Below are 15,733 nucleotides of genomic sequence, written 5' to 3' on the forward strand. Positions count from 1 at the left end.
CATAGCGTTAACCCATTCGTAATACAAATTGGCTCTTTACTCAGTAGTTTTGTAAGAAAAATTAATGCAGGAGTACAGATTGTTACTGGTAGATGATGAAAAGGATATTTTAAAGTTATTGCAATATAACTTTGAACTTGAAGGGATGAATGTGCATACAGCTCAAACGGGTAAAGATGCCATTGATTTGGCTTTGAGTCTAATTCCAAATGTTATTCTGCTCGACGTAATGTTACCGGATATTGACGGAATAGAGGTCTGTGAGATTCTTAGAAAAAACCCTGTTTTAAATAATACAATTATTATTTTTCTATCCGCTAGAGGAGAGGACTATTCGCAAGTTGCAGGATATAGAGCTGGTGCTGATGATTATATTGTTAAGCCCATTCGAATCAAAGTTTTATTGCATAAAATAAAAGCTTTATTAGATAGAAATAGGGATTATAATGATTTTGAAAGCATCAATAATATGCAGATCGATTCCGATAGATTTTCAATAATGAAAGATGGGAAAGAATCGATTATTCCTAAAAAAGAATTTGAGTTATTGTCTTATTTAATGAGTTCGCCAGATAAAGTATTCCGCAGAGAAGAGATCTTGTCTGAGGTATGGGGAGACGCTTTTATCGGAGACAGAACCATAGATGTTCATGTCCGTAAATTACGAGAGAAATTCGGTCGTGAAATAATTCGAACAGTGAAAGGTGTTGGTTACCGATTTATGGGTAATTAGTTCGATTGTACAATAATTTTCTTCGTTATAATTTGCGCCGAATTTAATTGAAAGCGTACAATGTATATGCCATTCGAAAGTTGATTCAGGTCGATACTATTTCCCGTATTGGATCCTTCTTTAAGAATAGTTTGACCCAGGTTATTCGTAATCGTTATTTCGTCAACATTGGCACTTCCCGTTATTTGGTAGTTTAATATTGAACTTGTTGGATTAGGAAATACTTGCAATTGATAATCTTCAATTTTAGTGTCAATACTCAAGTCGGTTGAATTGGTAACAACAATATTAAAGTCGTCGAAATAAAAACCATCCATGGTCACATAATTGTCAGAGATAATTCTGAACTTAAGTTGGACATTCTCAAAACCTAAATAAACTTGTAAGTCAACCTCTTCTTTTACCCAACCTGTAGATGAACCATCATAAAGGGGTAGTTCATAGTCCTGATCAATTGTTCCTGCATTGGTATATTTTCCGCAAAGTGGAATCCAAGAATCACCGCTGTCAGTTGAAGCCATAAATTGTACATAATCGTAGTCAGCTTCTATTTCCCAATTTGCATTAAAATATACAAAAGCAGTAGCTGCATCTGATAAATTAATACTGGCATCGAGTATTGTACTTTTATTTGTATTGTTACTGTATAATAAATAAGGGCTATCCGTCATTGAAGTGCTTGGACTAACAAATAATTCATCTGTTGTCTCCCAATCACCTATCCAATTCGATGCATCACTAAAAGCGTCTATAAATACAATTTCTGTTTCTCCGTATATTTTAGTAATGGTGTCATTGTTTGTCCATAAACCATTGCTAGTTTGTAGGATGTATTTAATTTCAGCACCCGATCGTATTCCTGGAGTGAATGTGAAATTAATCGAATCAATTTTTACTTCACCACGGTCTAAAATATGTTCATTAGCATCGCCAACTGATGCTATGCCTATTAGTGGGAATAACGCAACTGATATCGGTCCATCTTCAATTCCTAATCTTGTAATTTCATAAGCTAAATAACCTTTTTCAGGACCTATGATACTCGGCTCAAGATCTCTTGTTGCACCATAAACATGTGCTAAATGTGCCATCCGCAAATTCGGAAAGACCATACTTTTACAAGTAGGTTCAATTAAATCAGCTGCAGGCCAAAATGACGGTCCTATTTCCGGTGTGATCGCAAATATCGCATCGTGCATATCTAAATCACCATCATACATCCAATCGTCTGATCCGCCTGAAGCTTCGTATAATTCTGATGATTTCTGTCCTTGAAACCCGTTGTAAATAGTCATATGGTTTGTGTACAATTGATAGTAATCATGATCGTCTGCGAAATGATCATCCGACCAACCAAAAGGGAATAACACCAAGTTGCCATAAGTATGGGCATTCGATGCGAACAAAAAATTATGATTTTCACAGAACCATTTTATTGCTTGTGTTTCTGGTTCTGAAAAAGGATGTTCACCGGCATAAGTATCACCATCCTCATCAGGACTGGTACCTGTTTCATTCCAATGATAATCGTAATTTCTATTTAAATCAACGCCTTTGTTAGAAGATCCTATATCAGGATTTCTATTTTTTCGGTGCATGCCACCACCAAATGGATTTCTGGTATGGTTGTATTTGTATCCATCCGGATTGACCATTGGTACAAAAAACATCGCAGTATTATCAACTAAATAACTTATTTCATCATCAGTACCATAATTCTCTAAAAGATACCACATATAAAATATCGTTTGTGATAAACTCATCGGTTCTCTTGCGTGATGAATAGAATTATATAGCACTTCTTTTTCTCCTTCGTCTATTGAAGGATTGTCAGATATTTTTACCCAATAAATTGGTCGTCCTTCATGACTTTCAAAATCAGAAATTGGTGCTTTTGCTGTGATTAAATCTGGATATTTCGATACCATCGAATCGAGTTCTGCTAAATACTCCTCGTAAGTATAATACCCACCCATTGTACCACGTCTAAAATTTTCTGGAATCGTAGGATCAAAATCTCCACCACTTTCTCCACCACATGATTCGCGATCTCCGGATAATGGTTGTGGTGATTTATTCTGATCAACATAATGTTTTTGCACATCATCAATCAAAATCTCATAGCTAAAACCAAGTGCGTTTAATACGTCAATATCTGTATTTGAAAGATCTGTAATTAACCAATGATTCGCTTTTGCTTTTCCGTGATCAACAGCCAATCCTGCTGCTGATAATGTTGTTAATTCGGCATTGGTTGCAAAGACTTTAACCCGCGAATATTGTGCATGAATTGCATTAAAAGATAGCAGGAAAAAAAGCAGAGAGAATAATAAAATCGATTTTAGCATTTTTAAAGTTAGGCTTTTTAGGGCATAAATCAAATTCTACAGGTTGATTCTAAATCTACAATTTGATGAAAAATGAATAAATTTATCGCATGCTACGCGGATTAAATTGAGGAATCTTTTTATATTTACACAAAAAAATATTCGATTATGTCAAGCGAAAAATCAGACTATAGTTATTTTGATGAATCAACTTCGATTTTAGTTCCTATTTATATAGTAATAGCTTTTATTATATTATTCGGAACATTATTTTCGTAAACAATTCGAAATAATATAAGGTATTGAAGACTCATTAGCAATTTGCTTATGGGTCTTTTTTTTCTTAAATTTTAATTCATTATGCCTTTCAATTCACTGTTTTCTTGGCTGATAAAAAAAAGAATTCATCAAATTGATTTATTTAAAAAGCATCCTTTCGATGTACAGAAAGAGGTCTTAATGAATTTGGTTTTTAGCGCCAAACAAACTGATTGGGGTATTAAATACAATTACAAAGAAATTGATTCTTATCAGGTTTTTAACGACCAAGTTCCGTTAACTGATTACACTATTTTAAAACCATATATCGATCGCTTATTAAAAGGCGAACAGAATTTATTGTGGAGTGATGAGATCAAATGGTTCGCCAAATCCTCTGGAACGATGTCAGGAAAAAGTAAATTTATTCCTGTATCAAAAGTGTCGTTAGAAGAATGCCATTATAAAGGAGGTAAGGATTTATTGAGCATCTACTACAATCAAATTCCAGACAGAAAATTATACAAAGGCAAACACTTAATTTTAGGCGGTAGCGCTGAAATCAATCACTTAACTGCAGATGCCTATTTTGGTGATTTATCTGCCATCATTTTAAAAAACATGCCTTGGTGGGCGGAATTAAGACGCGCACCAGCGAAGGAGATTGCATTAATGAGTCAATGGGAGGAGAAGATTGAAAAATTGGCGCATTCAACCATTAAAGAGGACATATACATACTTGCAGGTGTGCCGAGTTGGACTTTGATTTTATGCAATCGGATTTTGGAGATTACAGGCAAATCGAATATGCGGGAAGTATGGCCGAATTTAGAGTTATTTATGCATGGCGGTGTTAATTTCGAACCTTACCGCAACCAATTCAAACGCATCATTCCTTTTGATGATATGAATTATGTGGAGACCTATAATGCCTCAGAAGGTTTTTTTGGTTTGCAAGATGATTTTACCAAGGATGAATTATTATTGATGCTCGATTATGGCGTCTTCTTTGAGTTTATTCCAATGCGTGATTTTGATGGCATCCATTCAAAAAATGTAATCGGATTAGAAGATGTTGAGGTAGGGACGAACTATGCTTTGGTCATTTCTACCAATGCTGGTTTATGGCGTTATATAATTGGTGATACGATTCGCTTTACATCAAAAACACCGTTCCGATTCAAGGTAACCGGTCGAACGAAAAGTTTTATCAATGCATTTGGTGAAGAAATTGTTGTAGAGAATGCAGATATAGCAATTAGTGAGGCATGTAAAAAAACAAATGCTGAAATTATCGAATATACCGCAGCTCCAATTTATATGACAGATGGCAATGCTGGCGGTCATGAGTGGTTGATTGAGTTTAAAAAGGCACCGGAATCGATTGAAGATTTCACGCGTTATTTAGACGAAGCATTAAAAAATTGCAATTCTGATTATGAAGCCAAGCGGTCTCACGAAAATGCATTGGCACAAGTGAAAATGAATGTTGCATCTCCGGGTTTGTTCGAAAAATGGCTAAAGAGTGCTGGTAAATTAGGTGGGCAACACAAAGTACCGAGGTTGGCCAATGATAGGGTTTTATTCGATGAGATTTTAGCACTTAATCTAGATGCCTAAGTTATCTACTTTCCCAACAACCTTCTCAAATATTTCCAAATCATATAAATATCCGCATGTAGCTGCGTTGCTGCGGCTGTTAAATCTTGCAATAAACATAAATCTTTACCAAGTCACAATAAAGAAATCGGTTGTCTATAAAACTCAGCTTATTTACAATGTACCGCAGCAGCGCAGCTACTACGGAGTGCAGAATTTTCAGCTCCGCAGGATTTGCTCCGCATGTAGCTGTGCTGCTGCGGCTGGTAAATCTTGCAATAAACATAAATCTTTACCAAGTCACAATAAAGAAATTGGTTGTCTATAAAACTCAATTTATTTCGCTATTTTTAATTAATCGAAAAAGGTGTAAAACATACGATCAAATTAAATAGTAGTTATTATTTAACGCTAACGGTAGTTGATTGGATAGACGTGTTTACCAGAAACAATCATAAAAAAGCCGTTGTTGACTCTTTGCGTTATTGTATTAAAAATAAAGGACTAAATGTTTATGCATATTGTTTAATGACAAACCATTTGCATTTAGTTGTTAATTGCGATGAGCCTTTTCAATTAGCTGATACAATTAGGGATTTTAAAAGACATATAGTTAAAAAAGTGTTTTTCCAAATTATAAATGAACCAGAAAGTCGAAGAGAATGGATGTTAAATATGTTTCAGAAGAACGGAGAAACATATAAAAGTAACGAAAGCTTTAAATTTTGGAAAACTGGAAATCATGCAATCGAATTATTTACTGAAAAATTCGTTTGGGAAAAGATTAATTATATTCATAACAATCCTGTTCAAGAAGATTTCGTAATAAATCCTGAGGATTGGAAATATTCATCCGCTAGTAATTATATAAATGATACTGGAATTTTAAAAGAGGTTTATTGCTTGCCGCCAATGTTAAGGATGATAAGATGATTTTGGAAACAATGGAACTAGAGGTAACAGACCGCAGCAGGATAGCTACTACGGAGCTATGAGGATTTTAGCACTTAATCTAGATGCCTAAGTTATCTACTTCCCCAACAACCTTCTCAAATATTTCCAAATCATATAAACACCACCTAGAATGATAATATAAGGCAGAAATTTATTCAGTCCTAGTTCTCGTTTTTCAATGAGAAAATAAATCGCAACTGCAATAAACATGATTCCAACGCCTATAAATAGGTAAGGTGTCAGTCGAGATAGGATCTTAAAATTATTTGGAACGGCTCCGTTTTGTAAAGCCAATATTTCTTCGTCAGCTATAATTTTTACTATTTCAGAAACCTTATCCTCGTCTAGTAGATGAACCTCTTTTAACTCCGTTTTAATGGTGGTTAAATCAATTTCACCATTTATTTTTTTTGCTAAATAATCGTCGATTAATTGCTCAAAATTATGATGGGTATCACGCATATGCTAATTAACTAATTCGATGGTATTAAGGATGGCGTCAATCTCTCTGATATAGTCACGCTTATTGAATTTAGGCGCATAGACATAGCCGCAAACAGTGATTACTAGGTTCCTAGTTTCGTTTAAAATAGTGTATTGAACAAAAGGTCCGCCGCCTCCAATAAAGGATTCGCCTTTGTATTTCCACAATCCTCTCACTTCAATTGTGTAATGTCCATTGTATCTGAATACTTTCGACTCTGGCTTATAATACTCGTCATATTCTGTGCCCATATAGGTGCCAGAAAGACGTCCTGGAATATTAGCTTTTAAAACAGAATCACGATTATTTAAAACGCCTTGCACAGTTAATTGAGATTCGTCTTTATATGGTTCTGCCCAGAACATAAAGCCTTGTTGAATCCAAAAAGTTCCGCCATCAGCATTGGTCGATTCGTTCGCCATAAACGAACTTGATCGATCGCGTTTGATGAGCATAAATCCATCTTTCTCGTATTTGAATTCCATTTTCTTAGGCAAAGCAATCGAAATTCCATACATCTCTTCCGTTCGCGCTTTAATATTTCTATTCGCTTCACTTCGATAAATCTGGCCCAATTGTTTGATTTCGTTGGCTTCAAAAATATCAACTATTTCGTCGAAATTATTTTTTACATAATTATACAATCGTTCTTCATCCGAATCTTTTAAGATGACCAATAATTGATTTTTGGCGAAGTAATTTGGTTTTAATTCAACTTTTGTTTCCGTATAGGCCGAATCACGATCAATCATAATACGTAACATATTTCTGCGCAATTGATTGATATGGTTGAGGTTTTTTGGTGTTGTATGAGAGAAATAATAAGTCGGCTCAGGTCGTAAATAGGGACCTTTTGCTTTTTTAGCTAATCTAGTTCGAACCATTTCTCCGATTTCTCCGTCCCAAATTTGATTTTCAGTTAGGATAAATATCTCTCCGTGTTTACCACTTGCATTGGGCAATAAATCATCGCGATTTACATTGTTGTCACAGGAGAAAAGAAGAAGAGATAAGGCACCGAAGAGTAAAAATTTCATTAGCTATACTTTTAGAGGCGCTTTATTTTGATTTTGTCGCCAGGTTGCATTCGTTTAGGATCTAATCCTTTATTTAATGCTTGTAAATCAACAAAAGATATGCCAAATTTTTGACTTACTGTCCAAAGGCTTTCTCCTGAACGTAAAGTATAATATTCATACTTGCCATCATCTACAGTTTTTGTACTTGATGACTTGTGACTGCTGCTCGGTTTTGATTCGATTTTAGCGGCTTCACTTTTTTCAATATATCTTCGTTCAGTTACGCGTATTGTTAATCGTTGACCTGGATAAATAGTACTTGATCGCAAACCATTCCATCCTTTAATATCACTCACAGTTACGTCGTACATTTCTGCAATTTCTAAGATGCGCTGATCAGGTTTAACAACATGTGTTTTTTTCTTTTCTAAGGCAACAAAACTTTCACCGATAGATTCTAAGAATTTGTCGTAAGCATATAAACTGTCTTCAATGAATAAGAAACTATCTATTTTTTCAATCGGCAAAGTGATGCATTGATAAGGCATTGTTTGCGGAACAATATCCGTTTTATAAACAGGATTTAAATAATTAAATTCATCCTTAGTTATTCCTAAAAGCGTATCCAAATGTGAAATTCTAAAACTAGATTTTACACAAACTGTATCAACATCATGCAAATAAACCTGTGCTTCTTTCGCTGTTATATTGTGATCTGCATAATAGGTCATCATATAAAGCATCGCAATAAAATTAGGCACATACATTTGCGTTTCTTTCGGTAAAAAGGGTCTCAACTCCCAATAATTCATCTTGCCCCCTGATCTTCTAATTGCTTTATTAACGTTACCTGGGCCTGCATTATATGCCGCCAATGCTAAGCTCCAATCGCCGTATAAACCGTAGAGATATTTTAAATATCGACAAGCTGCATCCGTTGCCATTTCTGGATTCATTCGTTCATCAACATACGAATCAGTCTCAAGACCAAACATTCTACCTGTTCGGTACATGAATTGCCATAAACCAGCAGCACCAACCCTCGACTTAACCGTAGGTCTCAATCCACTTTCAATAACAGATAAATATTTCAATTCCATTGGAATCTCATACTTGTCTAAATATTGCTCGTACATCGGGAAAAACATCTTCGATCGGCCTAAACAAATCGCCGTAAACGTTCGACGGTTTCTGATAAAGTATTTTAAAGTTTTAATGACATCCTCGTTGTCTTCAATATCAATTATTGTCGAAGCGTTTAAAGTGTTTAAGCGCAGCTTATAAATCGAATCAGAGAAGTCAGGTTTATCATCTTCTGCATAACCAAGATCTTCAATAATTTGATAAGCATTGTCTTTGCCCCAAGTTTCAATATTGTATGCTCGAATAGAGTTTTCTATAACATCTAAAAATCGTTCGTAAGTTAAAGAGTCATCGTTATGATCGAGATTCAAATCAGTTGAATCTTGAGCAATAGATACAAAGGACATTAGTCCAATAAATGTCAGAAACGATTTAAGCATTATTTTATTTAGTTTTTATTGGCAGCCATTAAGTAGTCAGAAAAAGCAAATAAATCAGCTTCCTGAAATGGTTTGCCCATTAACTGAATACCAAAAGGTAGTCCGTTCGAGTGATTTCCAATCGGTAAAGAAATCGCTGGATTCCCTGCTAAATTCGCTTGTACCGTGAAAATATCTTGTAAATACATTGTAATTGGATCTTTGTCATTTTTACCAATTTCAAATGCTGTAGATGGTGTAGTAGGGGTTAAGATGATATCGTAATCCTCAAAAATAGCTTTCGTTTTATCTTGAATGACACGTCTAACTTTTTGTCCTTTTGTATAGTAAGCATCATAATATCCATGAGATAAAACAAACGTACCTAACATAATTCTTCTTTTCACCTCTTCACCAAAGCCTTCAGAGCGAGATTTTTTATAAGTATTTTCTACACCTTCAGCTGTGGGAGATTGGTAACCAAAATGGACACCAGAATAACGTGCTAAATTTGAAGATGCTTCAGCGGTTGTCAATACATAATAAGTTGGAACCATTACATCCAAAAATGGGAATGAAACAGGTTCTACCGTATGACCTTCTGCTTGTAAAGAAGCAATAATTTCTTTGGTGCGATTTACAATTTCAGAATCGATGCCTTTACTTTCAAGACAATCTGAAATGTATGCGATTTTTAATTTTTTATTTGGGTCGAACTTTAAAGATAAATCTGGTGCACCTTCTTGCAAAGCTGTACTGTCATACTCATCTTTCCCACACATGATACTCGTCAATAATGCACTATCTTCTACCGTTGTTGTAAACGGACCAATTTGGTCAAAAGAAGAAGCGTATGCCAATAAACCATATCTAGAAATACGACCATAAGTAGGTTTAAATCCGATAGTCCCAGTAAAAGAAGCTGGTTGTCTGATTGAACCTCCTGTATCACTACCTAATGCAGCGGTACAAAGATTTGCTGCAATTGCAGCTGCCGATCCACCTGACGACCCGCCAGGAACCATTTTCTCGTTGATTGGATTGAGAACAGGACCAAAAGCCGAATTTTCATTCGAACTGCCCATGGCAAATTCGTCACAATTTAAACGACCAATAATAATGGCATCTTCATCCAATAATCTTTGTACAGCAGTTGCTGTATATAAAGATTCAAAACCTTCTAAAATTTTAGATGAATTGGATACATGATGACCTTTGTACGCAAGATTATCCTTTAAACCAATCACCATACCAGCAAGTTTACCTGCTGTATTCGATTTTAGTTTAGCGTCTACTGCTTGCGCTTGAATTAATACATCTTCAGTAAAAACCTCCAAAAAAGCATTTAACTGCTTCGTTTCTTCAATTCTACCCAGATAGTATTTCGCGATGCTTTCAACAGAAACACCACTTTGTATGGCAGACTTAATTTCTGCAAAATTTTTATACATAATTAAGCAAGTCCTTTATTCTTCTATTTTGTCTTTCGATTTGTCCTTTTCTCCACCCATTTCATCCTTAAATCCCTTCAGTCCTTTTCCAAAACCCTTCATTAATTCAGGTAATTTTCGTCCACCGAACAATAAAAGAATTACAACGGCGATCAAAATAACTTGTGGCATCCCAATCATACCGGCATAAGCTACATTTTCCATAGTTAAATTATTTACATTAAATGTGTCTGCGAAGGTACTAATTTAATGTGAAACGCTATCTTCTTTTAAATGATTCTTGGCACGAATTCAACTCGTCAACACAACATTCAGAAAGATTATCACTAAATTTAACCTTGCTTTGGAGATCGACATCTTCAAATTCCTAATACTAATGCATGATGAAAGAGATTAAGAATTATATCAACGGTAAATTTTTAGCGCCAGTTTCAGGTGATTATTTGGATAATATTGATCCATCTCGCGGGAAGGTTTATTCGAAAATTCCTAATTCTACCAAAGCGGATATCGATTTGGCTGTTGATGCTGCTGAAAATGCATTTCCAGCTTGGTCAAATATGCCAAAGGATGAACGCAGTGCCATTATGGTTAAAATTGCCGATTTAATTGAGGCGAGAATGGACGAATTTGCACATGCCGAATCGTTGGATAATGGTAAGCCAGTTTCATTGGCAAATCATGTTGATATTCCACGTGCAGTGAGCAATATTAAGTTTTTTGCGACAGCAATTTTACATTATGCGGCAGAATCGCACTATATGGAAGGGGTAGGTATTAACTATACTTTACGTAAACCGATTGGTGTTGTAGGTTGTATTTCTCCTTGGAATTTGCCATTGTATTTATTTACTTGGAAAATTGCGCCAGCATTGGCAGCAGGGAATTGTGTCATTGCAAAACCTTCAGAAATTACGCCGATGACTGCTTTTATGTTGTCTGAGGTTTGTGCCGAAGCAGGACTTCCTGCAGGGGTCTTAAATATCGTTCATGGTTTAGGACAAAACGTTGGAGATGCTATAACAAGAGATCCGAAAATTAAAGCCATTTCATTTACAGGTGGAACATCAACAGGTGCGACTATTGCAAAAATTGCAGCGCCGATGTTTAAGAAATTGTCATTAGAATTGGGCGGTAAAAACCCAAATATCATATTTGCTGATTGTGATTTTAAAAAGGCATTGAGTACGACGATTCGTTCTTCATTTGCCAATCAAGGTCAGATATGTTTGTGTGGTTCTAGAATATTTGTTGAACGACCGATTTATGAAAAATTCAGAGACGCATTCGTTGAGAAAGTGTCGCAATCGAAAGTGTCTTATCCGGAGGATCCTGAAGCAAAATTAGGCGCCTTGGTTTCTGAACCACATCTTGAAAAAGTATTGTCTTATATTGCTTTGGCAAAAGAAGAGGGTGGAACAGTGCTTACAGGTGGAGAGCGTGTTTTTTTAGAAGGTGAATATGCAGGTGGATATTATTTGCGACCTACAATTATCGAAGGTTTAGCTTTTGATTGTCGAACGAATCAAGAAGAGATTTTTGGGCCAGTTGTGACTATCACGCCATTTGACACAGAAGAGGAAGTCTTAATGATGGCGAACTCTACCGAATATGGTTTAGCAGCAACAGTGTGGACTGAGAATTTAAGCAGAGCACATCGCGTTGCTGACGAAATTCACAGTGGCATTGTATGGGTGAATGCATGGTTAGTTCGCGACTTAAGAACGCCATTTGGAGGTGTTAAAAATTCGGGTGTCGGTCGTGAAGGTGGATTTGAAGCACTGAACTTTTTTACTGAGCCTAAAAATGTGTTTATTGCTAAGGGTTAATTACTCGTTAACTCTTTGAATACTTGCTCCATCGATTTTTCATTCAATGCCATACTCAATACAAGTATGTTTTGTTCTTGCCCAAAACGTGCAATGTTTTTTCTGATATCACCATCACCAGCAATCAACCAATTATTGTTCTCTAGCTCTTTTACTGAGATTACGCCGTTAATTTTTGACAATTGATTTTTGGATACAACATCTTCAAACTCTACGAGTATGGTTTGTTCTTGTATGTTTTTCTGTTGAATGTGTTTGGCACTATCATCAGCAACAATCTTACCTTCTTTAATGATAATTACACGATCACAAATAGCTTCCACTTCTTGCATTATATGCGTCGAAAGCATCACTGTTTTGGTTTTACCAATTTCTAGAATTACTTTTCTAATGTCAACCAATTGATTAGGATCCAATCCACTTGTTGGTTCATCTAAAATTAAAACTTCAGGATCGTGAATGATCGCTTGTGCCAATCCAACCCTTTGTCTATAACCTTTCGAAAGTGCTCCAATTTGTTTGTTTTGCTCTTTCCCTAATCCAACTAAATCAATCATCTCTTTAACACGATTGGCTTTATTCGGTAAGGAATAAACACCTGCCACAAAACTCAAATATTCCTTCACATACATATCCAAATACAAAGGATTGTGTTCAGGTAAATAACCAACCTTTTTGCGGACTTCAATCGCATGTTCTTCAACATCTAAATCGCAAACTTTTATGTCGCCAGAAGATTTTGGTAAAAAGCAAGTAAGTATTTTCATCATCGTCGACTTACCTGCTCCGTTGGGACCAAGAAAACCTACTATTTCTCCTGAGGGAATTGTGAATGAAACATCGTTTAAAGCTGCTTGTTCACCGTAGTACTTAAATGCGTTTTTTACTTCTATCGACACGTTTAGAATTTTTTAGAATTACGAAAATAACGGTTTTTAGGGCAAATAATTACAGATCTCTGTTAAAATACTTAAAAACCTGCGGAATATTGAGCAAAAAAAAAGGACTAAAGTTTTAGTTTCAGCCCTTTTCTATGATTTACAATTTTTATTAAGCGTTAAAAGCTTGTGTAATATCAGCGATAATATCATCCGGATGTTCAACACCAACTGAAATACGAACCAATTGGTCTGAAACGCTATGTTTTAATCTTTCTTCAGGATCAATTCCGGCATGTGTCATAGATGCTGGATGTTCAGCTAAACTTTCTGTTCCACCTAAACTAACAGCTAACTTTATCAATTTAAGGGCGTTTAAGAATTGAAAAGCTTCTTTTTCTCCTCCTTTAATATCAAACGAAACCATACCACCTGTTCCAAGACATTGTTTTTTGAATATTGCGGCTTGGGCCGAACCTTCAGCTAAATGACCTAAATAATAAGTGCGTTCTACTTTGTCATGATTTAATAAGAAATCTGCAACAGCTTTCGCGTTTGCTTCTTGCTTGTCCATTCTTAATTTTAAAGTTTCAAGACTTCTCATTAATAACCAAGCCGTATTCGGACTGGTTTGGTTACCTAAGAATGTTCTCATTCCTTTAATTGCAGCCATATCGGTTGAATTACCTAGAACAGCTCCTGCGATAACATCACTGTGTCCACCAATATATTTCGTTGCAGAATATAAAACTAAATCTGCTCCTTGATCCATTGGATGTTGCCAAATTGGCCCCATATAAGTATTGTCAACAGTTAAGATTACTTTTTTATCGTCAGTCGAATATTCTTTTGAAATTTCGTGACACATTTCAATATCAATTAATGCATTGGTTGGGTTGGCAGGTGTTTCAATATAAATCATTGCCAAAGCATCACCGTGTCCGCTTTCATTGATTGTTTTTTGTATTGATTCTTTCGAAGCATTTGCGTCAAAAGGAACGATATGAACGCCGAATTTTGTTAAAACATGTTTAATAAAATGATCCGTTCCACCATAAGTTGGATTGCTGTACAATAATAAGTCACCAGGACTTAAAAAAGCCAATAATGTTGTTGAAATTGCAGCCATTCCACTTTCAAAAACTGCGCAATCATCTGCTTTGTCCCACAAGGTTAAACGTTGCTCTAAAATCTCTAAGTCTGGATTGTTAAGTCGACTGTAAATAAGACCCATTTCTTCGTTTTCGCCTTTATCTCTTAATCCATAAGCCAATTCAAAAAAGGCTTTACCTTCTTGAGCATTTTTAAAAACAAAAGTTGATGTTTGAAAAATAGGACATTTAATTGCTCCTTCTGATAGCTCTGGTTTATAACCGTAAGACATCATGAGGCTTTCTGGGTGAAGTTTCTTTGAATTCATATTATATAGATTATTGAACTGTAAAGCTCGGTATATATAGAATATAAAACTGTAAAATCGGATTGGTTTAGAAAATTTAACTAGCTTATTAAGTTTTTATGTGTTAATTTGCTGATATTTACTTTGAAAATCGCTTTTACTAGAAAAATCGACCATGGCATTAGATAATATTGACAAACAACTCTTACGTTTTTTACAACAAGATTCGTCGATGACAATTAAACAATTGGCATTCGAATTGAAATTGACAACTACACCAGTTTATGAACGAATTAAACGGTTGGAAAAAAGTGGTATTATTGAAGGGTATCGTGCAACTATTAATCCTGCAAAAGTAGGACTAGAATTGTCCGTACTTATTCATATCTCCTTAAAAGAACACGCCAAAGCGCTTTTGGTCAATTTTGAAAAACAAATTAATTTATTGGATGAGGTGACTGAATGTTATCACGTAACGGGTGAGCACGATTATTTATTAAAGGCTTATATTCCGAATATGGAAGGTTATCGAGATTTTCTAACCAATAAATTAGCGAAAATCCCGAATATTGTCAATGTACATTCTTCCTTTGTTGTGAGCCAAATTAAGCAGGGTGGTATATTAGAATCAGTTTAATGAAAGGTAGATTGAACGAACGGCACCAGCGATATATTCAATACCTATAGCAATCACAATAAATCCAATAATTCGCGACAAGGCATTTATACCTGATGCGCCCAAAATTTTGACAATCAAAAAGGAGCTGCGCAACACCAAGTAGATTATAATGGATACAAAAACAATGGCGCTTACAATCCAAACTCGGTCTAAGTCTAAAGTATATTCTTGGTTATAAGTAATCAGCAAAGAGATTGTTCCTGGGCCAGCGAGCATCGGTATGGCAAGAGGTGTTAAAGTCACTTCAGAGCGATTAAAGGCATCGTCTTTTTCTCTTTTTTTCATTCCTTTATGTTCTGTGAACTTTCCTGTAAGCAACGCAAATCCTGAGGATGTTATGATTAAACCACCTGCAATTTTTAGTGCGTCTAAACTAATTCCGAAGAAGAGTAAAAGGTATTTCCCTATAAAAAATGAGATCAAAAGAATAATCAGAACATTAGTCGCCGCCCAAAAAGCAGTCGATTGTCGTTCACGTTTTGAATTTGATTTTGTCAGTCCAACAAATATGGGCACTGTACCTAGAGGGTTGATCACTGAGAATAATGCAGCGAAAGTAAGCATGAAGAGTTCCATCGTTTTTTTTCGGCAAAATTCTTAAGAATAAACTGGTCGATTTGT

14 protein-coding genes are annotated in these 15,733 nt (G+C 35.5%); 5 read left to right on the plus strand and 9 right to left on the minus strand.

Annotated elements, in window-relative coordinates; all coding sequences use genetic code 11:
- The first annotated feature begins 64 nt into the window (after nt 1-64).
- A complete protein-coding gene (locus T367_RS0105060; protein WP_027418870.1) occupies nt 65-733 on the plus strand; it encodes a response regulator transcription factor in 669 nt (222 codons plus the stop codon).
- On the opposite strand, the gene T367_RS23695 is transcribed toward T367_RS0105060, so the two are convergent.
- Nucleotides 730-3,081: a M14 family zinc carboxypeptidase gene (locus T367_RS23695; RefSeq protein WP_051568362.1), complete on the minus strand. Its 2,352-nt coding sequence runs from the start codon at nt 3,079-3,081 to the stop codon at nt 730-732. The genes T367_RS0105060 and T367_RS23695 overlap by 4 nt on opposite strands.
- A 339-nt stretch (nt 3,082-3,420) precedes the next feature.
- On the opposite strand from T367_RS23695, the gene T367_RS0105070 reads away from it, so the two are divergent.
- Nucleotides 3,421-4,938, plus strand: a complete 1,518-nt coding sequence (locus T367_RS0105070) for a GH3 auxin-responsive promoter family protein (protein WP_027418871.1) — start codon at nt 3,421-3,423, stop codon at nt 4,936-4,938.
- A 360-nt stretch (nt 4,939-5,298) separates the two neighbouring features.
- Nucleotides 5,299-5,850 (plus strand): REP-associated tyrosine transposase, encoded by a 552-nt coding sequence (locus T367_RS21465; protein ID WP_316930850.1) that lies wholly within the window; start codon nt 5,299-5,301, stop codon nt 5,848-5,850.
- Between the two features lie 96 nt (nt 5,851-5,946).
- On the opposite strand, the gene T367_RS0105080 is transcribed toward T367_RS21465, so the two are convergent.
- Genes T367_RS0105080 through T367_RS0105100 form a run of 5 tightly spaced genes read right to left on the minus strand, consistent with a single transcriptional unit; the run spans nt 5,947 to nt 10,531 of the window.
- Entirely contained in the window at nt 5,947-6,333 is a 387-nt protein-coding gene (locus T367_RS0105080; RefSeq protein WP_027418872.1) for a hypothetical protein, read from the minus strand.
- A 3-nt stretch (nt 6,334-6,336) separates the two neighbouring features.
- On the minus strand, nt 6,337-7,392 hold the full coding sequence (locus T367_RS0105085; protein WP_084274314.1) for a DUF4837 family protein: 1,056 nt from the start codon (nt 7,390-7,392) through the stop codon (nt 6,337-6,339).
- Nucleotides 7,393-7,403: 11 nt separating this feature from the next.
- A complete protein-coding gene (locus tag T367_RS21470; protein WP_084274315.1) occupies nt 7,404-8,897 on the minus strand; it encodes a lytic transglycosylase domain-containing protein in 1,494 nt (497 codons plus the stop codon).
- An 8-nt stretch (nt 8,898-8,905) separates the two neighbouring features.
- Nucleotides 8,906-10,327, minus strand: a complete 1,422-nt coding sequence (gene gatA, locus T367_RS0105095) for an Asp-tRNA(Asn)/Glu-tRNA(Gln) amidotransferase subunit GatA (protein WP_027418874.1) — start codon at nt 10,325-10,327, stop codon at nt 8,906-8,908.
- A 15-nt stretch (nt 10,328-10,342) separates the two neighbouring features.
- Nucleotides 10,343-10,531, minus strand: coding sequence for a Sec-independent protein translocase subunit TatA/TatB (locus T367_RS0105100; RefSeq protein WP_027418875.1), 189 nt, complete (start codon nt 10,529-10,531; stop codon nt 10,343-10,345).
- Between the two features lie 179 nt (nt 10,532-10,710).
- Between T367_RS0105100 and T367_RS0105105 the strand changes: the two genes are divergently transcribed.
- Nucleotides 10,711-12,156, plus strand: a complete 1,446-nt coding sequence (locus T367_RS0105105; RefSeq protein ID WP_027418876.1) for an aldehyde dehydrogenase — start codon at nt 10,711-10,713, stop codon at nt 12,154-12,156.
- Here T367_RS0105105 and gldA read toward each other — a convergent pair.
- Nucleotides 12,153-13,055: a gliding motility-associated ABC transporter ATP-binding subunit GldA gene (gene gldA / locus T367_RS0105110; protein WP_027418877.1), complete on the minus strand. Its 903-nt coding sequence runs from the start codon at nt 13,053-13,055 to the stop codon at nt 12,153-12,155. The genes T367_RS0105105 and gldA overlap by 4 nt on opposite strands.
- A 151-nt stretch (nt 13,056-13,206) precedes the next feature.
- Nucleotides 13,207-14,454, minus strand: coding sequence for a cystathionine gamma-synthase family protein (locus T367_RS0105115; RefSeq protein WP_027418878.1), 1,248 nt, complete (start codon nt 14,452-14,454; stop codon nt 13,207-13,209).
- A gap of 154 nt (nt 14,455-14,608) precedes the next feature.
- On the opposite strand from T367_RS0105115, the gene T367_RS0105120 reads away from it, so the two are divergent.
- Nucleotides 14,609-15,070: an Lrp/AsnC family transcriptional regulator gene (locus tag T367_RS0105120; protein WP_027418879.1), complete on the plus strand. Its 462-nt coding sequence runs from the start codon at nt 14,609-14,611 to the stop codon at nt 15,068-15,070.
- Here the strand turns inward: T367_RS0105120 and T367_RS0105125 are convergent.
- On the minus strand, nt 15,062-15,688 hold the full coding sequence (locus tag T367_RS0105125) for a MarC family protein (RefSeq protein WP_027418880.1): 627 nt from the start codon (nt 15,686-15,688) through the stop codon (nt 15,062-15,064). The two genes, T367_RS0105120 and T367_RS0105125, sit on opposite strands and share 9 nt — an antisense overlap.
- Nucleotides 15,689-15,733 lie beyond the last annotated feature (45 nt).

The organism is Crocinitomix catalasitica ATCC 23190 (genome assembly GCF_000621625.1).
Taxonomy (GTDB): domain Bacteria; phylum Bacteroidota; class Bacteroidia; order Flavobacteriales_D; family Crocinitomicaceae; genus Crocinitomix; species Crocinitomix catalasitica.